18 protein-coding genes are annotated in these 17906 nt (G+C 71.2%); 3 read left to right on the top strand and 15 right to left on the bottom strand.

Translation table 11 applies throughout. From position 1 onward, the window contains the following. Nucleotides 1–3: 3 nt before the first annotated feature. From DB32_RS19080 to DB32_RS19060, 5 genes are all read right to left on the bottom strand, one after another. Nucleotides 4–1410 (bottom strand): reverse transcriptase family protein, encoded by a 1407-nt coding sequence (locus DB32_RS19080; RefSeq protein WP_053233895.1) that lies wholly within the window; start codon nt 1408–1410, stop codon nt 4–6. Nucleotides 1411–1702: 292 nt separating this feature from the next. After that, nucleotides 1703–3439, bottom strand: coding sequence for a hypothetical protein (locus DB32_RS19075; RefSeq protein WP_053233893.1), 1737 nt, complete (start codon nt 3437–3439; stop codon nt 1703–1705). After that, nucleotides 3436–5967 carry a HEAT repeat domain-containing protein gene (locus DB32_RS19070; protein WP_053233892.1) on the bottom strand — a complete coding sequence of 844 codons (2532 nt, stop codon included), beginning with the start codon at nt 5965–5967 and terminating at the stop codon, nt 3436–3438. The genes DB32_RS19075 and DB32_RS19070 overlap by 4 nt, the downstream gene beginning before the upstream one ends. A 27-nt stretch (nt 5968–5994) precedes the next feature. Continuing rightward, complete coding sequence (locus DB32_RS19065; protein ID WP_075097558.1) at nt 5995–6735, bottom strand: macro domain-containing protein; 741 nt, start codon at nt 6733–6735, stop codon at nt 5995–5997. Nucleotides 6736–6749: 14 nt separating this feature from the next. After that, nucleotides 6750–8174: a WGR domain-containing protein gene (locus tag DB32_RS19060; protein WP_053233891.1), complete on the bottom strand. Its 1425-nt coding sequence runs from the start codon at nt 8172–8174 to the stop codon at nt 6750–6752. 111 nt (nt 8175–8285) lie between these two features. Between DB32_RS19060 and ligA the strand changes: the two genes are divergently transcribed. Then, nucleotides 8286–10358 carry an NAD-dependent DNA ligase LigA gene (gene ligA, locus DB32_RS19055; protein ID WP_053233890.1) on the top strand — a complete coding sequence of 691 codons (2073 nt, stop codon included), beginning with the start codon at nt 8286–8288 and terminating at the stop codon, nt 10356–10358. A 32-nt stretch (nt 10359–10390) separates the two neighbouring features. Beyond that, complete coding sequence (locus tag DB32_RS19050; RefSeq protein ID WP_157069173.1) at nt 10391–10906, top strand: hypothetical protein; 516 nt, start codon at nt 10391–10393, stop codon at nt 10904–10906. 6 nt (nt 10907–10912) lie between these two features. Here DB32_RS19050 and DB32_RS19045 read toward each other — a convergent pair whose 3' ends face one another. The 10 genes from DB32_RS19045 to DB32_RS19000 all read right to left on the bottom strand — a co-directional run bounded on the left by DB32_RS19045 (nt 10913) and on the right by DB32_RS19000 (nt 17103). After that, the gene (locus DB32_RS19045; RefSeq protein ID WP_053233888.1) at nt 10913–11263 is read right to left on the bottom strand and encodes a hypothetical protein; all 351 of its coding nucleotides are present in this window, start codon (nt 11261–11263) and stop codon (nt 10913–10915) included. A gap of 28 nt (nt 11264–11291) precedes the next feature. Further along, nucleotides 11292–11489, bottom strand: a complete 198-nt coding sequence (locus DB32_RS19040; RefSeq protein ID WP_053233887.1) for a hypothetical protein — start codon at nt 11487–11489, stop codon at nt 11292–11294. 4 nt (nt 11490–11493) lie between these two features. After that, nucleotides 11494–11937 (bottom strand): ribose 5-phosphate isomerase B, encoded by a 444-nt coding sequence (gene rpiB, locus DB32_RS19035; protein WP_053233886.1) that lies wholly within the window; start codon nt 11935–11937, stop codon nt 11494–11496. A gap of 330 nt (nt 11938–12267) precedes the next feature. After that, nucleotides 12268–13530 carry a beta-ketoacyl-ACP synthase II gene (fabF, locus tag DB32_RS19030; protein WP_053233885.1) on the bottom strand — a complete coding sequence of 421 codons (1263 nt, stop codon included), beginning with the start codon at nt 13528–13530 and terminating at the stop codon, nt 12268–12270. A 114-nt stretch (nt 13531–13644) separates the two neighbouring features. Continuing rightward, entirely contained in the window at nt 13645–13881 is a 237-nt protein-coding gene (locus tag DB32_RS19025) for an acyl carrier protein (RefSeq protein ID WP_053233884.1), read from the bottom strand. Nucleotides 13882–13953: 72 nt separating this feature from the next. Continuing rightward, a complete protein-coding gene (gene fabG / locus DB32_RS19020; RefSeq protein ID WP_053233883.1) occupies nt 13954–14700 on the bottom strand; it encodes a 3-oxoacyl-[acyl-carrier-protein] reductase in 747 nt (248 codons plus the stop codon). Between the two features lie 46 nt (nt 14701–14746). After that, nucleotides 14747–14944, bottom strand: a complete 198-nt coding sequence (gene rpmF, locus DB32_RS19015; RefSeq protein WP_053233882.1) for a 50S ribosomal protein L32 — start codon at nt 14942–14944, stop codon at nt 14747–14749. Between the two features lie 27 nt (nt 14945–14971). Further along, a complete protein-coding gene (locus DB32_RS19010) occupies nt 14972–15565 on the bottom strand; it encodes a YceD family protein (protein ID WP_053233881.1) in 594 nt (197 codons plus the stop codon). A 65-nt stretch (nt 15566–15630) separates the two neighbouring features. Beyond that, a complete protein-coding gene (locus DB32_RS19005; RefSeq protein WP_053233880.1) occupies nt 15631–16554 on the bottom strand; it encodes a hypothetical protein in 924 nt (307 codons plus the stop codon). A 21-nt stretch (nt 16555–16575) separates the two neighbouring features. Continuing rightward, nucleotides 16576–17103: a methylated-DNA--[protein]-cysteine S-methyltransferase gene (locus DB32_RS19000; protein WP_053233879.1), complete on the bottom strand. Its 528-nt coding sequence runs from the start codon at nt 17101–17103 to the stop codon at nt 16576–16578. A 34-nt stretch (nt 17104–17137) separates the two neighbouring features. Between DB32_RS19000 and DB32_RS18995 the strand changes: the two genes are divergently transcribed. Continuing rightward, a complete protein-coding gene (locus DB32_RS18995) occupies nt 17138–17836 on the top strand; it encodes a hypothetical protein (RefSeq protein WP_157069172.1) in 699 nt (232 codons plus the stop codon). The last annotated feature ends 70 nt before the right edge of the window (nt 17837–17906 follow it).

Below are 17906 nucleotides of genomic sequence, written 5' to 3'. Positions count from 1 at the left end.
CGATCAGAGATCGCTGCGCCGACCTTCGAGCGCGCGCTCGAGCGCCGGGAAGAGCCGCGGCCCGAGCGCGGGCTCGACCATCACCGCCCACGCGACGCGCCCACGAAGGTACGACGCGAAGCTCGGACGACCGTCGCGGTTCTGGCTCTCCATCCCGAAGCGAGCGCAGTTGTACAGCAACGCGCGGAGCGCGCGCTTCTCGTCGCGCGGCAGACGCACTGCGCGGTTCACCACGACGCCCGTCACTTCCTGGCGCGCGCCGCGGCGCATGACGCGCGTCTTGCCCTCGTGCTCGGCGAACCCCTCGCTCGCGATCACCTTGCGCACCATGCCGAACAGCGACGCGAGCTTCGTGGGATCGTCGCCCGAGAACGTGAGGTCGTCGGCGTAGCGCGTGTACGTGAACCCCAGCGCGCGCGCGATGCCGCGCAACCGCGCATCGAGGCGGCGGCAGATCAGGTTCGTGATCGCGGGGCTGGTGCACGCGCCCTGGGGCAGCACGCGCGCGCCGAGCGCGACGTGGTAGCGCTGCCCGTCGAGCTCGGCGGGCACGCGCGGCGGCTCGGTGCACAGGAGCGCGAGCACGGTCGCGACCTGCTCGGAGTAGCCGAGCTTCGCGAACAGGCCCTTCACGCGGCGGAACGAGATCGTCGGAAAGAAGTCGCGCAAGTCGAGGTTCACCACGACCGCGCGCCCGACGTGCGGCCGCGCGTTGCTCACGACCGAGCGCTCGCGCACGAAGCCGTGCGCCTCGTCGCTCGGCGCGATTCGTTGGAGCACCAACGATTGCACGTTCTGCTGTGCCTCGGCGAGCGCGGGCTTGGGCGCCGAGATCGCGCGAATTCCGCCGGTCTTCTTGGGGATTCCGTAGCGGTGGTAGTGCACGAGCGTCGCGCCGCGACGGTGGAACGTCAGCCAGCGCAGCTTCGCGATCGAGATGCCGAGCGCGCTCGCGACGTCGCGCGCGTCGCGCCAGATCGGAAGTCCGCACGCCTCGAGCGTCGCGACGTCGCTCTCGACGTCGTGCAGCCCCGCGCTGACGCCGAGGCCCGCGTAGACGAGGCGCTCGGCGCGCTGCGCGCGCCATGCGTCGGCGCGCTGCTTCGCCTCCGCGATGCGCTCGGCCTTCTTCGCCTTGCGACGCTCGCGGCTCTCCTTCCAGCGCCGGATGCGCTCGCGCTGCAGCGCCTTCTCGGGCTTCTCGCCGTCGCTCGCGATCTTCACCAGCGTCGCGAGCTCGGCGTCGAGCTCCGCGCGCTCGACGATCTCGCCCGGCGGATCGCCCGGCACCGGCTCGTGCACGGGCCAGAAGCCGAGCGTCTTCATGCGCGAGAGCGCGGTCGCGTCGTCGAGCGACGCGAGGACCGCTTTGACGAGCGCGGCCTTCTGCGGGTCCTTCTCGTCGCTCATGCGAGCGCGTTCCTGCAATCCGTCGAGGACGAGGGGCCGGGGCGCCTACGAAGAGCCCTGGGACGGGACCTGTCCACCATAGGGTCCCGCGGCCCTGCCGATGCCCGCGGGGACCGGAGGTCCCCAACCAGCTGCGGGCGGGCAGGGCCGTGGGACCCGGGTGCCGACCGGGCCCGTGACGAATGGAGAGCACGTGAGCCTGCGCGGCGTTGCACCGCACCGATGGCTAGGCCGTTGCGCGTGATGAGCGCGCTGGGCTCCCCGACCCCTCGTCCTCGACGCACTGCGCGCGTCACGACGACGATCCTTTCTTCTTCGCCTGATCCTCCTCCTCGAGCTTCGCCATGTGCGCGAGCCGCAGCGCGAGCACGTGCTCGCAGGGTCCCTTGGTCAGCCCGTGCTTCTCCGCGAACACGCACGTGCAGCTGGCCTCGAGGATCTGTCCTTCGTGATCCACCGCGAGCAGCGGGCGCACCGGCGGACCGCTCTCTCCGCGCGCGCTGCCCGAGAGCTTGTACCCCATCGACGTCGGACGGCGCGCGATGATCCGTACGCCGCCGTGGTCGATCATCTCCTTCGCGGTCTTCGCCTTCGGGCTCGACTCGATCTCCGCGACCTTCGCCTCCGCGATCGCCGCGCTCGCCGAGAACGGCACCAGCAAGAGATCGCGATGGCGATGCAGGCCGCTCACGACGTCGTACATCGCGCGTCCCGCCTGCGCGAGGATCGAGAGCGCGCTGCGCGCCTTCTCGACGCCGAGATCACAACGTGCGGCGATCTCCGCGTCGGTCGCGCGACGGGCATCGCGCAGCGCGCCGTAGACACGCGTCAGCTCGTCGGCGTTCGTCGGCAGGCGACGCGTGAGCAGATCGAACTTCGCCTGACCGCCGGCCCAGTCGTTGTCGGTCCAGCCCGACAGCGCGAGCGTGAACGTCACGCGTCCACCGAGATCACACACCCAGATGCTCGGCAGGCCGGAGCCCGCGAGGAATACCTGCACGCGCTCCGCGAGCGGCAGCACGCGCTCGAGCACGCGCAGTCGATCGCGGCCCCACGTGCGGATCGAGCGCTCCTTCGCGCCGTGGAACCTGCTGATCGGCGAGCCGGTCACGAGCACGTCGAAGGGCTCGATCAGGATCTTCGTGCGCTCGCCGGGCGTGAGCTGCCAGCGCAGCGAGCGCGGTGACGCCTGCGCGCGTCGAGCACGGATCACGCGGATCACGTTGTAGACGTCGACGGGCGCGAGCTCGACGCGCTCGAGCCCCATCGACATCAGGCCGTGCACCTGGAGGAAGCCCGCGAGCCAGCCCTCGGGCATCGTGATCTTCTTCTCGTGCACCGACCGCGCGGTCTCGGGCAGCGCCGCGATCGTCTCGGCCTCGAAGCCACCCGGCGCGATCTCGAACCGCGTCGCGCGATAGCTGCGCATCCGATCGAAGTGATCGTGCAGGCGCGACGAGAAGTCGACGTTCGTCGTGCCGTGCTCGATCGCGTCGATGCGCGAGAACGCCGCGTGCCCCACCGCGAGCCGCGCGTAGCTGCTCTGATCGCGCGAGAACGCCTCGAACGAGAGCTCGTCGGGGTGCACGGTGACCACGGGATCGAGCACCAGTGAGCGCTCGAGCTCGTCCTCGATCGCCCACTGCACGTACGCGCGGCGCGCCTTCTCGAACGACGCGCGACGCTCGGCGCGGGCCCGATCGAGCTCGCCGATGCGCAGCTGGATCTCGCCGAGGCGCGCCTTCGCGTGCGTGCTCTTCGCGGCGAGCCCCGCGAGGAACAGGCGGTCCTGCTCCGCGAGCCACGCACGGAACGCGGTGCGATCGCGCGGGTGATATCGGAAGTCGCTGACCGCGACGTCGTAGAGCGCGGCGAGCCCCTCGCGCAGCGGGAGCACGTCATCGAGCTCACCTGCGAAGTACGTCGCCTCGCGCAGCGTGCTCGTCGCGAGCGCGAGGCGCGCGCGATCGCCGCTCGCGACGGCACCGCTGCGGCCCGCGTACTTGTACGCGAAGGACGTCGCAGTCATGCGCCCTCCGTCGAGAGCGCGCTGCGCACCTCGGGGAAGCGTGTCTGGATCGCGGCGAGCCCGACGATCACGCGCTCGAAGTCGCGCACGGTGCGCGTGCGCAGCACGCGATCGAGCAGCGATGCCGCGAGCGCGCCCTGCTGCGCGTCGAGCTGCCCGCGCGTGACGAGGAAGTCGATCGCGCGGCGCTTCGTCGCCGCATCCGCGCGCACTTCGAGCAGCACCGTGCGGAAGAACGCCTCGCATCGCGCGAGCGGCACGTACCCAGGGCGCAGGTGCTGCGTCGCGAGCTCCATCGCGAAGGCACGCATCGCGCGCTGCGGGTGCTCGATCAGCCGGAAGAGCACGGCGTCCGCGTCGAGGCGATCGAACGATGCGAGCACGAGCTCGCGCCCCAGCGCCTGCACCTCCGCGTGGTTGGAGTCGCAGAGCGCGATCACCGCATCGAGCCCGTGCTGCTCGACCGTGATCAGCGCGCGCAGCCGCGCGAGCGCGGGACGCCGCACGTCGTCCCAGCGCGACTCCGCGAGCGTGTAGAGCGGCGTCGGATCGGCGCGCAGCTCGCCCTCGGCCGCATCGAGCAGCGCGACGGCGGCCTCGCGCACCGTCGCGACCTCCGAGTCGGCGAGCGCGGTGAGGCGCGGCAGCCCGATCAGCGCCAGCGCCTCGGGTCGACCCGCGAGCAGCCGCCCCGCGACACGCTTCGCCGCGTTCCCGCCGCGATCGATCCACGCGATGAGCTCGGTCGACGAGAGCACGCTCGCGACCTCGTCTCGCAGCGCGCTCGCGAGCAGCTCCGCGATCGACGCGAGCCGATCGTCGTCTCCGCCCTCACGCAGCCGATCGACGAGCCGCTTCGCGATCGCCATCCGCGCATCACGCGCGGCGTCGCGCAGCGCGCTCGCGACGATGCTCGCGATCTCGGCGCGCGCGACCGGGCGCTCGCGATCGAGCAGCCGCAGCACGCCCTCGGGATCGCCGGACCACGCGAGCCGCGAACGATCGAGCAGCGCGGCGCCCCGCGCGCGCACCGACGCGCTCTCCGAGTCGAGCAAGCGCGAGAGCAGCGCGAGATCGGGCTTCGTCGCGTCGAAGCGTCGCTCGAGCTCCGCGAGCGCGACCGCGACCACACCCTCGTGCTCCGACGCGAGCAGCGACGCGATGTCGCCGTTCTGCAGGCGCTGGGCGAGGCCGGGATGACGCGCGACGCCTGCGAGCGCGAAGTCCTGCACCTCGCGCAGCCGTCCCCCGACGAGCGCTCGCAGGTACGCGTCCGGGCGCGCGTCCCAGAGCTCCGGGAACGCCTCTTCGCGCACGCTCGCGACGGCCATCTTCGCGGCCGCGCTCGCGAACCGCGTCTTCAGCGTGCGGTCGTCGAGCACCACGCGCGTGCTGCGCGCGAACAGAATTCGTTGGAGCTCATACGAATGCGCGAGCGGCCCGAAGAGCCCCTGCTCGGGCGCGCGATCCTCGGGCCGGTACGCGCAGAGCACCTCGGCCGCGATCTCGGCGTAGCGCTCGGGCCTCCACTTCGCGATCCGTCGCAGGTAGCGCCAGCACGCGCGCATCGCCCAGCGCTGGGTCTTGCGACCGAAGACGCGCGTCGAGCGCGTCTCTCCGTCGAGCCCCGACTTGAGGCTCGCGCTCTTTCCCTTGGTGCTCCGTGCGCGCTGCTCGATCGCGTGCGCGATCAGCGCGAACGTCGCCGCGTCCTCGCGCAGCATCGCGCGCTTCAGCACGCTCTTCGCGTAGCGCCACACGTGCGGCGCCGACACGTCGGACGCGCGCAGCATCCGGCGCGCGGTCGCGACCAGCGCAGGCGTGCCCGCCTCGTAGAGCTGATCCGCCACGATCCCGACGCGCGCCTTCTCGAGCGCGTCGATCACCTCGAGCAGCGGCGCCACGTTGCTCTTGCGCAGGTCGTTCTCGTCGAGCGCGCCGATCGCCTGCGCGATGCTGGGCGGCAAGCGCTTCTGTCCCGCGGCGCGCGCTTCCGCGAGCCCCTCGGCGTCGCCCAGCAGCCGCAGCGCCTCCACGCCCGCGCGTCGCCGCGAGAGCAGCTTCTTGCTCGCGAGCTCGCGCGTGATGGGGATCGCCGCGGGATCCCCGATGCGCCCGAGCGCCTCGACGATCGAAGGCAGCTCGGGCCCTTTCGTCGCGGCCGCCGCGAGCAGCGCCGGCACGACCGCGCGCTCGCGACGCCAACCGAGCGCGATCGCCGCGCGCGCACGACGCGCGGGATCCGACGACGAGAGCGCCTCGATCAGCTCCTCGTGCACCGAGGGCGTGAACCCCTCGCCGAGCAGCGCGCGGACCACGTCCTCGGCGCGCGCGTCCGCGAGGTTCGTCGGATACGGCCCGTACACCGTCCCGCTCGAGAGCGACCCCGGCGCGATGCCGCGCGCGACGCGGATCAGCCACTGTCCCTGGAGTGAGCCAGCGCCCGGCTGCGCCGAAGACGGCTCGACGGAGACGACCGCGTAACGATCGTCCCCGGTCGGACGCCGGAATCGTCTCGTCGGGATCACTTCAGCGAATCCGAATCGTCGTCGCGATCATTCGTCGTCGCTGAAGTCTTCGTCGTCCTCGAACTCCGAGTCGTCGAAGTCCTCGAGCGCACCGCCGATCGTCGGCTTCGACGGGGTGATGCCCATCTGCGAGAGGCCCGGCGCGGCCTTCTGCTTGTACTGCGTCGACGTCGGTCCGAGGTCGCCGAGGATGCTCTCGAGCGCCTGGCGCACCGCCGCGAAGTCGGTGAACGCGTGCTCGCGGAAGAGGTCGTACGCGGTCCACATCAGGTCCGCGCAGATCTCCGCGGGCACCCTCCCCGTGTTCGCACCGAGGCCCGGCAGCGCGACCGATCGGATCGTGCCCGGCTCGACCGTGTTCTGGATGTGCACCGCCTGGAACGCGGCCGCGCACGCGAGCGCGACGTTCATCGTCGCGCTGATGTCCTCCGACGACGAGACCATCGTCGGCGTCGAGATCAGGAAGCGCGGCTGCACGCGCTCGGTCGGCGTGCACGCTGCGTGGCCGACCGGCATGCGTCCCGCGTAGCGATCCTTGATGGTGCGCTGCAGCGTCTTCTCGATGCCGACGCCGAGGTAGTTCTTGATCACGAGATCGAGCCCGCCGTCCATGCGGCCCGCCGAGTTCGTCGGCGAGACCCATGCGCTGGTCGACATGTCGAGCATCGAGCCGTGCACGATCTCGACCTCGGGGTTCTCCTCGAAGGTCGCGCGCCACGCCTGGATGACCTTCGGGTTCACGTCGCAGAGGACCACTTTGACGAGCATCGCTGCTTCTCCTCTCACGCCGTGAACTCGACGAGGTACTCGAGCCGCTGCTGTTGCGTGCGATAGACGACGTACTCGTCGTCGGCGAACTGCGACGACGTGCCCGGCTTGTTGCGCACGCCGTGGCACGAGTCGAAGCCCTCGGGCGGGCCGTTCAGCCCGTAGGTGATCTTCGTGTACTCGGCGGTCTTGCCGAGCGCGACGCGCGCGACGCTCATGAGGCGCGTGCCCTTCTTGCCGGGCGACGTGTAGAACGCGCTCGTGCACGCCGCGTCGCCGAAGTAGATGCCGTTGCCGAGCCAGCCTGCGTCGGTGCGCTTCACGCCCATGCTGACGACGATCTTCGGCAGCAGGATCCCGCGCGAGAGGATGCCGACCCAGTTCTTGATGCGCGATCCGTGGAAGAGCATGCGGTGGTTGCCGATGCCGTCGGTGAACGCGTCGTGCTCGCCGGCGCGCTTCAGCGTCATCACGTTGCGCACCTTCACGCTCTTGCTCTTGATCTGCGAGCGCTCGACGTAGTCTGCGATCTCCTTCCACGGCCCGGTGCCCGGCTCGATCCAGCCGATCTCGCAGTTGAGCGCCTTGTACTTCGCGTCGATCTCCGAGTCGTAGAGGACGCTGCCGCCCTCGCCGTTGACCTGGAGCATGTCGCGCATGAGCTGCAGCGTCTCCTGCTTCGCCGCGAACTCCTCGAGCGAGTCGAGCACCGCGGCCTGGATCTCCGCGCGCGTGCGGCCGAGGCGGTGCGGGATCGCGGAGTAGAAGTCGCTCGACAGACGCGAGAGCTCCGCCTGCGCCTTCGTGCCGCGCTGCTCGAAGACCTTGAACGCGTCGTTCAGGATCGCCTCGCCGCGCTCGATCTGTCCGATGGTCAGCACGCCGAGCGGCGTCTCGATGCCGTGCGCGGTGATCTTCGCGGCGACCGTCGACGTCAGCGCGTTCGTCGCCTCGTCGTAGACGTACTGCAGCATCGACTGCACGCCGGGCGGCAGCGTCGACTTGGGGATCGCGGCGCGCTTCTCCTTCTCGCCCTCGATCTTCTCGAGCGTGCGCTCGTCGATCTGCCCGCTGCTCGTGCCGCGCGCCTTGTGCGAGCCGATCTTGCTCGAGGCGAGCGACACCTCTTTGTAGCCCTTCGAGGCGGCGGTCTTCTCGCGATAGATCTGCGCGTAACACGCGTCGGCCGAGGCGAGATCGTCGAAGTAGCGGCTCTCCTTCGCGCCTGCGTTCGGGTTCGTCTCGAGGTCGTCGGTGCGCCCGTAGTGCGTGAACACGCGGTACGCGTTGCCCGCGCGGTGCAGCTCGATGCCGTAGTACTTGTTGTTGTTGTTGACGACGTCGGTGAGCTGCAGGACGGCGCGCTTCACGATCTCGAAGTCGCCGGGGAACGAGGGCTCCCCTGGGCTCCCCAACTTCCACGCCTTCGCCTTGGCCATCCGCTCGCCCTCCCTCGCTCCGTTCGAGCCCGCAGAGCGGCTCTACGGAGCGTCGCCGCAGCAGCTTCCTCGAAACGCGCGCGACGCCGCAAGCGGTACTCTCTCGCGCGGATGAGAGACGAGCTCGACGCGCTCGACGCGCAGATCAGGCACCACGAGGCGCGCTATCGGGCGGGCGCGCCCGAGATCCCCGACGCGGTCTTCGACGATCTCGTGGAGCGCCATCGCGTGCTCGCAGAGCGGCTCGGGATCGCGATCGACGCGCGCCCCGGCGCCGATCACACCGAGGGGTTCGCGAGCGTCGTGCACGAGGTGCCGATGCTCTCGCTCGACAAGCTCTCGCATGGTCGGCGCGACGAGCGCGGCGCGCCGATTCCGATGCGCGACCAGCTCGCGGCGTGGATCGCCCGTCGCGCGATCGAGCTCGCGATGCCCGAGGACGCGATGCCCGCGCTCACCATCGAGCCGAAGGTCGACGGCATCTCGATCGCGCTGATCTACGAGCGCGGAGAGCTCGCGCGCGCGATCACGCGCGGCGACGGCACACGCGGCGACGACGTGACGAAGCAGGTGCGCGCGACGGGCGCGGTGCCCGATCGCATCGCGATCGATCACGGCACGATCGAGCTGCGAGGCGAGCTCTACTGGCCGCGCGATGCGTTCGAGCGGCACAACGCCGCGCTGATCGCTGCCGGCGAGGCGCCGCTCGCGAACCCGCGCAACGGGTGCGCCGGCCTCGTGAAGCGCAAGGACGTGCGCGGGCTGCGCGAGGCCGGGCTCGCTTGTTTCCTCTACCAGCTCGCGCGCGCATCGGACGACGTCGCGGTGCCGCGCACGCAGCGCGGTCTGCTCGCTTGGCTGCGCGATCTCGGGGCGCCGACGTACGCCGATCTCGCGACGCACGTGACGACGCTCGACGAGGCGATCGACGTCTGCGAGGCCTGGACCGCGAAGCGCGCGTCGCTGCCGTTCGAGATCGACGGCATGGTGCTGAAGATCGACGATCGCGACGCGCACGCGCGGCTCGGTGCGACGAGCCACCATCCGCACTGGGGCGTCGCGTGGAAGTTCCCACCCGAGCGACGCCTCACGCGCGTGCTCGGGATCACGGTGACGGTCGGCAAGTCGGGCAAGCTCACGCCGGTCGCGGAGCTCGCGCCGGTGCGCCTCGCGCAGACGACCGTGGTGCGCGCGAGCCTGCACAACTTCGTCGAGCTCGAGCGCAAGGACGTGCGCGTCGGCGACTGGGTGGCGGTCGAGAAGGCGGGCGACATCATCCCGCAGGTCGCGCTCGCGGAGCACGCGCTCCGCGCGCCGGGCACCGCCTCGTTCACTGCGCCGAGCGTGTGCCCCTCGTGCGGCAGCGCGCTGGAGCGCGAGGAGATCTTCCTCTTCTGCACGAGCCCGCGCTGTCCCGATCAGCTGCGCGAGCGGCTCGCGCACTTCGCGTCGCGCAAGGCGATGGACGTCGAGGGGCTCGGCGACTCGGTGGTCGATCAGCTCGTTACGAAGCTCGCGGTGCGCACGCCGGATCAGCTCTTCGCGCTGCGCGCGCGTGATCTCGCGCAGCTGGACCGCATGGGCGACAAGAGCGCGCAGAAGATCGCGGAGCGCATCGCGGGCGCGAAGGAGCGCGGGCTGACGCGCCTGCTCCACGGGCTCGCGATCCGTCACGTGGGCGAGACGCTCGCGCGCGATCTCGCCCTTCACTTCCGCACGATGGACGCGCTGCTCGCGTTCGCAGAGCGCTACGTCGCGGGCGACCAGGGCGCGATCGCGGAGGTCGCGCCCACGAGCGGGACCGGCGTGATCCCGGGGCTCGCGCGACGGAGCGCGGACGTGATCTTCGCGGTGCTCGCGTCGCCCGCGATGCGCGACATCGTGCGCGGCCTCGCGTCGCACGGCGTGAAGCTCGATGCGGTCGAGGAGCGCGCGATCGCGGTCGAGGGCGTCGCGGGCAAGACGTTCGTGCTCACCGGGACGCTGCCGGGCCTCTCTCGCGAGGCCGCGAGCGCGCGCATCCGGGCCGCGGGCGGCCGCGTGTCGAGCTCGGTGAGCAAGAAGACCGACTACGTCGTCGCGGGCGCCGAGGCGGGCACGAAGCTCGAGCAGGCGCAGAGCCTGGGCGTCGCGGTCCTCGACGAGAGCGCGCTCCTCGCGCTGCTCGCCGGCACGGGCGCGTGACGGGCGCGGCGCGTGGTCGACAAGAAGAGAGCATGACACCCATCCGTGATTCGCTGATCGCGCCGCCGTGGCTCCCCACGCTGCTCGCGATCGCGTCGCTGCTCGTGGTGCTGCCGATCGAGGCGTTGATGCTGCTCGAGCTCGCGCGAATGGGCTCGCTCGCGAGCGTGCTCTCGATCGAGCGCCTCTTCGTGCTCGCGATCCCGCTCGCGCTTGCCGCACCGTTCGTCCTGTACGCCGCGTGGGCATGGACGACGCCGTCGCCGCTCGTGATCGACCGCGCGGCGGGCAAGCTGCGCCTCGGCCGCGCGTCGATGGACCTCGCGCAGATCACCGGAGTCACCGTCGTCTCGACGCGCATCGCGGTCGAGGAGCGCAAGGCGCTCGACCTCGAGTGGGACCTCGTGATCAAGCGCGGCGTCGGCGCGCACGCGATCGCGCTCCTGCCGTCGCGCCGCGAGATCCGCGCGGATCGCATGAAGTGGCCGATGCGCATCGGCGCGCAGCAGCTCGCGCGCGTGCTCGGTGTGCCCTACGTCGACGGCTGATCGCGATCAGCGGCACTCCGGAGGGAGCTCGCACTCGTTCGCTTCGAGCAGCGCGTCCTGCACTGCCTCGCTCTGCGCGGCGACACAATCCGCGTAGCAGTCGCAGTGGTACTGCGAGCCACCGTCGCAGACCTCGATGGTCGGGCACGCGTCGAGGCACGCACCCATCGTGCTGCCGAGCTCGTCGATGCGACTCCAGAGCTCGCCGCACGTCGTGGTCGCCGCGCGACACGCTTCACTGCACTGCGCGTCTGACGCCTGCGCGGCGCAGACGAGCTCGCGGACGCGATCGGGAGGGCTCGTGCTCGAACAACCAACGAGGGCGAAGACGAGCGCTGGGAGCAGGGTTCGGATCATGCGCGCGAGCGTGTGCGAAGCGCCCGCGTCACGCCACCTCGAAGTCCTTGCAGAACACGACTCGCTGATCGCTCTCCGCGTCGCGCGGCGCACGGTGCTCGTCGGTCGGGTATCCGTGCGCGCACGCGTCGCGCGTGTCGTCCCAGAGCGCGCAGTCCTCGCAGTGCAGCTTCAGCACGTAGCGGACGCGCTCGTCGCGGAACACGCGGTCGACGGGGAGCTTCACGCGATCAGCACGCCTCGAGCTTGTCGACGCGGCGCTGGTGGCGACCGCCTTCGAACTGTTGACCGAGGAACGCCTCGAGGATCTCGCGCGCCAGGCCCGGACCGACGACGCGGGCGCCCATGCAGAGCACGTTCGCGTCGTTGTGCCGGCGCGACATCGCGGCGCTGTAGGGCTCGCTGCACACGACGGCGCGGATCTGCGGGAGCTTGTTCGCCGCGATGGCCATCCCGACGCCGCTCCCGCAGATCAGCACCGCGAACCGGTGCTTGCCCTCCACGATCAGCGATGAGGCACGGCGGGCATAGTCGGGATAGTCGACCGAGGCAGTGTCGTGCGTGCCGAGATCCTCGAACGCGCGGCCGAGCTCCTGGAGCGCGGCGACGATCTCTTGCTTCAGCGGCAGTCCGGCGTGATCACAAGCGATGACGATCGAGTCCGACGACGACATGCACGAGCTCCTGGCAAGCAGCGTACCCGACTGAGCGTTGCGCCATCCTGGGTTGGCGTTCGCCGTCGTCGGGTGCCCAACCCTGACCCACGTTCGGCTCGCGCGCAGCCGTCGGCTCACGTGGTGCGAACGACCGGGATCGGCCGGCCCGCTCGCAAGCTCGAGACGCGCGGCTGGAGCCCGTCGCCCCGCCCCTCGCAAGCTCGAGACGCGCGCGCGGCTGGCTCCCCGCCCGCGACCCGCTCGCAAGCTCGAGACGCGAGCGGGCTGGGGCCCCGCGCGCAGCGCGAAGCGGCCGGGGTCGAGGGGGGGCGGAGCCCCCCGGGAGAATCAGTGCTTGCCGAAGGCGAGCGTGACGTTCGTCCCGCCGAACCCGAAGCTGTTCGAGAGCACCACGTCCATCGAACGACGACGCGCCTCGTGCGGCACGAGATCCATGCCCTCGGCCTCGTCGTCGGGGTTCTCGAGGTTGATCGTCGGCGGAACCGCGCCGTCGCGCAGCGCGAGCACCGCGAACACGGCCTCGATGCCGCCCGCCGCGCCGAGCAGGTGCCCGGTCATGCTCTTCGTCGCCGAGATCCAGACGCCGTTCGCGTCCTTCTTCCCCAGCGCGCGCTCGCCGAAGATCTTCTTGAGCGCCTGCAGCTCCTGCTTGTCGCCGGTCGGCGTGCTCGTCGCGTGCGCGTTGACGTAGTGCACGCGCTCGAGATCGATCTTGCCGTCGCGGAGCGCGTTCTTCATCGCACGCTGCGCGCCCTCGCCCTCCGGGGCCGGCTGCGTCAGGTGGTACGCGTCGCTCGTCGCGCCGTAGCCGAGGATCTCGCAGAGGATGTTCGCGCCGCGCGCGATCGCGCGCTCGCGCTCCTCGAGGATCATCACGCCCGCGCCCTCGGCCATCACGAAGCCGTCGCGGTCACGGTCGAACGGACGGCTCGCGCGCTGCGGCTCGTCGTTGCGCTCGCTGAGCGCGCGCATCGCCGTGAACCCGCCCACGCCGAGCCCGCTGATCGTGCTCTCCGCGCCGCCCGCGACCGCGACGTCGATGTCGCCGCGCTGGATCCAGCGGAACGCCTCGCCCACCGCGTGCGCGCCCGACGAGCACGCGCTCGTCGTCGTGTAGTTCGGGCCCTTGAACCCGTAGCGCATCGAGACGTGACCCGGCGCGAGGTTCGAGATCGCCGCGGGGATGAAGTACGGCGAGATGCGGCGGGGGCCCTTCTCGAGCAGCGTCTCCTTCATGCGCTCGATCAGCTCGAGACCGCAGAGACCGACGCCGATGAACGTGCCGACGCGCTCGAGGTCGTCCTCCGAGAGCGGCGTCGCGAGCAGGCCCGAGCGCTCGACCGCCTGCACGGACGCGCCCATCGCGAGGTGGATGAAGCGATCGCCCTCGCGGAGCCGCTTCTTCTCGATGTACTTCTCGGGATCGAAGTCGAGGCACTCGCCGGCGATGCGGCACGCGAACGTGCTCGCGTCGAACCGCTGGATCGGCCCGATGCCGCTCTTGCCTGCGAGCAGAGCGTTCCAGGTGGTCTCGACGTCCGCGCCCACCGGGCTCACCGCGCCCACTCCCGTGACGACCACCCTACGCATCTTCCGCCTCTCCGAAGGTTTCAGGCTGGGTCTCGGTAAAGACCCAGCCTGTTCCAGAGTCGCTCCGCTCTGCGGAGGATCTGCCGACTCACCTGTACGGCGAGTCGGACCCGATCACTTCTTGGTACGCGTCGAGATATAGGAAATCGCGTCGCCGACCGTGCGGATCTTCTCGGTGTCCTCGTCGGGGATGTCGATCTCGAACTGCTCTTCGAACGCGAGCACGAGCTCCACGATCGCGAGCGAGTCGGCGCCGAGGTCGTCGATGAACTGCGACTCCGGCTTGATCTGCGCGACGTCGACGTCGAGCTGCTGCGAGACGATCTCCTTGACCTTGTCTGCGATCTCCATGCTCGGTCCTCTCTTGCTCCGACCGCCTGAATCCTTGCGCCAGACGCTCCGCCCTCGGAGCGCTGCGCGTGCTCACACGTACATGCCGCCGTTGACGCGGATGGTCTGACCCGTGACGTACGAGGCCTCGTCGCTCGCGAGGAAGACGACCGCGGCGGCCACCTCCTCCGCCGTGCCCTGACGCCCGAGCGGGGTCTGGGCGACGATCGCCTGCTTCGCCTGCTCCGGCAGGCTCGACGTCATGTCCGTCTCGATGAAGCCGGGCGCCACGGCGTTGACCGTGACGCCGCGCGAGGCGTACTCCCGCGCGAGCGTCTTCGTCAACCCCAGCAGCGCGGCCTTGCTGGCCGAGTACACGGCCTGCCCGGGGTTGCCCGACTCGGCCACGACGCTCGACAGGTTGATGATGCGGCCGCGCTTGGCCTTCATCATCGGGCGCATCGCCGCCTTCGCGCACCAGAGCGAGCCCGCGACGTTCGTCGAGAACGTCTTCTCGAGCTCCTCCGGCTTGATGCGGATCAGCAGCTGGTCCATCGCGATCCCCGCGTTGTTCACGAGGATGTCGAGGCGCCCCTTCCGCTTCACGAGGTCGGTGACCGCTTGGTCGCACGCCTCGGGATCCGCCACGTCGAAGCGGATGATCTCGCCGTCGCCGCCCGCCGCGCGCACGACGTCGAGCGTCTGCGCCGCGGCGCTCTCGTTGCTCGAGTAGTTGATCGCGACGTACGCGCCCTGCTTCGCGAGCGCGACGCAGCACGCGCGGCCGATCCCGCGCGAGCCACCGGTGACCAGCGCGACTCTGTCCTTCAGATCGAACACGTTCCCTCCGGTCGACCGCCCCCCCGGCGATCGGGATCCGATCCGATCAGGACTCGCTCTCGGCCTGGCCCTTGTCCTTCACCTGACGGCCGCCGTAGTGGCCGCAGGCCTCGCACACCCGGTGCGGGACCGTCATCGCGCCACAGTTGGCGCAGGCGACGATCGTCGGGGCGGCGACCTTGTCGTGGTTCGCGCGACGCATGTTGCGCTTGGAACGGGTGGTACGGCGCTTCGGAACGGCCACGGTGGATCCTCCTCGGGTGGGCTCGGCTCAGGAGCCCTTCTTCTTCGTCTTGTCCATCAGGTCCATCAGCGGCGCGAGGCGCGGATCGACCTTCTTTCCTTCGTGGATCGGCGCCTCGTGGAGGTCGGCCGGGCCGCGGATCGCGGCGGGGACCTCGAGGCCCGTGCAGGTCTCGCTGCAGAGCGTCTGCATCGGGACCTCGAGCAGCACGTGCTCGCGCACGAGCGCATCGAGGACGACGGTGTCGCCGCGATAGAACTCGGTGTCGAGCTCCTCGGGCGTCAGGTCCTCTTCGTCGGCGACGGGACGAATCGTCTCGCCGCGCGCGGTGAACAGCGCGGTGACCGCGGTGTCGACCGGGACGTGCGCCTCGCCGAGGCAGCGCGCGCACTCGGCGATCAGGTGCGTCTTGACGCGGCCGCGCACGACCACGTCCTCGCCGGTCTTCTCGACCCAGACGGACACCACGCCGTCGGGCTGCGCGGGATCGGCCTTGAGCGCGTCACCGGGCTTCGCGTCGGCCAGACCGAGCGATGCGTCGAGCCACGCGCGGCGGAGCGGGAAGTCGTACTGCTTCCCGCCCGCTTCGAGCTCGAGCACCTTGATCTCGAATTCCGCCATGACGCTTTGGTGACCGCAAAGGGCCCCGAAAAAGGGCGCTAGGTATAGAAGAGGCCTTCGGGGAGTCAAGGAGAGTCCGGGGCAGGCGTCGTGCCGATTCCCGAGGGCCCGATCGTGAGCAGCAGAGGGCGGCTCGGCGCGCGGCTCCCGTCGGCGCGGACCAGCTCCGGACCGGCGAGCGCAGGGGCGAACGCGGTCACGGCGTCGTCGCTCGAGAGCACACGGCCGGCGTGCGACTCCGGCCACGCGACGAGCGCGTGTCGCGCGCCGATCGTGCTCGCGAGCGCCGCGATCGAGGGGCTGCCCGCGTCACCGCCCTCGGCGCCGATCGCCGCGGGAGCGGCCCACGAGAGCAGGATGCGTCGCTCTCCTTCGCCGGGATCGCCGAGCGCATCGGCGATGGCCTCGGCATCGTCCGCGCCGAGGCCGCACGCGGTGTCGGCGCGCGCGTACCGGCCCTCGGGAGCGCCCGCGGCGGGCACGAGCACGAGGTGTGTGCCGATGCGCACGGAGCGCAGCGCGGAGACGTCGATCACCCGGTCACGCGCGGGCTCCTCGAGCGCGTCGAGCGCGGCGCGGAGGTGCGCGGGATCGTCGCGCCCTCCCGCGAGGATCAACGTGGGGATCGAGAGCTGCCCGAGCGCTGCGACGTTCGCGGTGGCGGTGGCCTCGTCGTCGCCGAGCGAGCCGATCACCACGAGCAGCCGCGCCGGGCCGAGCGCGTCGAGCGCGAGCGGATCGCGGAACGGTGCCGGGCCGCGCGCGAGCGCGATCGGGAACGACTCGGGGAGCCCCTCGATCGCCAGCGAGCGGTCCTCGATGCGCCACGTGAGATCACCCACGCGAGCGCTGCGGGCGGGAGGCGGGTCGGCGATCGCGCAGCGCGCGTAGGGCGTCGGGCCGCCCGCGAGCGGAGCCGCGGCGCCGCACCCGCACGACGAGCAACAGCCCGGCAGACAGAGCAGCAGCGCGAGAGCGTACCGGCGCATCGCGCGCGGTGCGTAGCACAGTCACAGCAGCGAGAGCTGCGATCCGATCACGCGATCGCCGTCGATGCCGACCCCCTCGAGCGCGAGGAGCACGCGCTTGCGCGGAAGACCGCCGGTGTAGCCGCCGATGCGCGAGCCCTGCGCGATGATGCGATGACAGGGCACGACGATCGGGATCGGGTTCCTCGACATCGCCATGCCGACGGCGCGCATCGCGCGAGGCGACCCGGCGTCGGCCGCGAGCCCCGCGTACGTGCGCACCTGCCCGCGCCCCACCGCGCGCAGCGCGGACCAGACGCGGTTCTGGAACTCGGTGCCGCGCAGATCGACGTCGAGCGTCGCGGGATCGATCGGCGCGCCCGCGTCGAACGCGCGCAGCGGATCGGCGAAGCGCGCGGGGACGTCGCTCGCGCTCGCGTCGCGCGGCACCTCGGGCAGCCAGCGCACGCGCGCGTCGTGATCGACGTCGAGCGCGAGCTGCTCGATCCACACGAGGCCGTGCGCGCTCCACGCGAGGTGCAGCCGACCGAGGTGCGCGAGATCGAGCATGCCCCACCCCGGGGTGATAGGTTGCTCGGCAGTCGTGCTCGCCGCGGTCCGCATGCTGTTCGCGATCGGGATGACGATCGCCGCGATCGGGTGTGGCCCGAGTCTACGTCGCGTGCACCGCAGCGAGGTGTACTTCGAGCGCTGCTACGCAGCGGATCTCGATCGTCGCGTGCCGGTCGAGGAGCGACGCGCGTGCTGGCAGGCGTGGGCCGCGCACTGGCAGGAAGGTCAGGACCCGGCGCGCATCGACTACGTGCGCGAGCGGCTCCTCCGGCTCGATCCCGAGCGCGCTGCGGTCGTCGCGCTCGCGACGGGCGGGAGCGACGCGGACCCGGTGCCGCTCACGGAGACGAGCCCGGCGATCGCATCGGAGGCCCAGCACGTCGCCGAGGCCTCGAGCACGAGCGCCGACGAGCCGGTGCGCGCGCCCGAGCCGGCGAGCGTCGACCTCGGCGCGACGCCGCCCGTCGAGCGCGCGCCCGAGGTGACGCCGAGCGATGGGCGCCAGGCCGAGCTCGTCGGATCGCCCGAGGCGCCGCGCTCGACGCCGAGCGCGCGTGAGCGTCGTGCGTCGCGCCCGGCGGTGATGCCGATCGTCGAGCCCGCGCACTGCGCGGCGGCGTGCCGGCCCTCGTGGCTCGCGTGCACGGCGCGCTGCGACGAGTTCGATCGCTTCGCGTGCGAGCGCGCGTGCCGGGCCCAGCTCCGCACCTGCGCGCGCGCGTGCTATTGACGCGCCGCGCGCAGGGTTTGCGGGGCGGTCACGCTCCGTGACATCGTTCGGCCCCGTCTCGACCCGCGCC

The sequence above is a fragment of the Sandaracinus amylolyticus genome (assembly GCF_000737325.1).
Lineage (GTDB): Bacteria > Myxococcota_A > Polyangia > Polyangiales > Sandaracinaceae > Sandaracinus > Sandaracinus amylolyticus.
Note: the sequence above shows the minus strand (reverse complement) of the source record. Positions and strands in the feature narration are given on the sequence as shown.

What these genes read in the sequence shown, in the direction of transcription:
- DB32_RS19075 (WP_053233893.1), bottom strand. Translation starts at nt 3,439, where the DNA reads ATGACTGCGACGTCCTTCGCGTACAAGTACGCGGGCCGCAGCGGTGCC.
- DB32_RS19010 (WP_053233881.1), bottom strand. Translation starts at nt 15,565, where the DNA reads ATGGCGGAATTCGAGATCAAGGTGCTCGAGCTCGAAGCGGGCGGGAAG.
- DB32_RS19025 (WP_053233884.1), bottom strand. Translation starts at nt 13,881, where the DNA reads ATGGAGATCGCAGACAAGGTCAAGGAGATCGTCTCGCAGCAGCTCGAC.
- DB32_RS19005 (WP_053233880.1), bottom strand. Translation starts at nt 16,554, where the DNA reads ATGCGCCGGTACGCTCTCGCGCTGCTGCTCTGTCTGCCGGGCTGTTGC.
- DB32_RS19045 (WP_053233888.1), bottom strand. Translation starts at nt 11,263, where the DNA reads ATGATCCGAACCCTGCTCCCAGCGCTCGTCTTCGCCCTCGTTGGTTGT.
- DB32_RS19000 (WP_053233879.1), bottom strand. Translation starts at nt 17,103, where the DNA reads ATGCTCGATCTCGCGCACCTCGGTCGGCTGCACCTCGCGTGGAGCGCG.
- ligA (WP_053233890.1), top strand. Translation starts at nt 8,286, where the DNA reads ATGAGAGACGAGCTCGACGCGCTCGACGCGCAGATCAGGCACCACGAG.
- DB32_RS19060 (WP_053233891.1), bottom strand. Translation starts at nt 8,174, where the DNA reads ATGGCCAAGGCGAAGGCGTGGAAGTTGGGGAGCCCAGGGGAGCCCTCG.
- DB32_RS19050 (WP_157069173.1), top strand. Translation starts at nt 10,391, where the DNA reads ATGACACCCATCCGTGATTCGCTGATCGCGCCGCCGTGGCTCCCCACG.
- rpiB (WP_053233886.1), bottom strand. Translation starts at nt 11,937, where the DNA reads ATGTCGTCGTCGGACTCGATCGTCATCGCTTGTGATCACGCCGGACTG.
- DB32_RS19065 (WP_075097558.1), bottom strand. Translation starts at nt 6,735, where the DNA reads ATGCTCGTCAAAGTGGTCCTCTGCGACGTGAACCCGAAGGTCATCCAG.
- fabF (WP_053233885.1), bottom strand. Translation starts at nt 13,530, where the DNA reads ATGCGTAGGGTGGTCGTCACGGGAGTGGGCGCGGTGAGCCCGGTGGGC.
- DB32_RS19080 (WP_053233895.1), bottom strand. Translation starts at nt 1,410, where the DNA reads ATGAGCGACGAGAAGGACCCGCAGAAGGCCGCGCTCGTCAAAGCGGTC.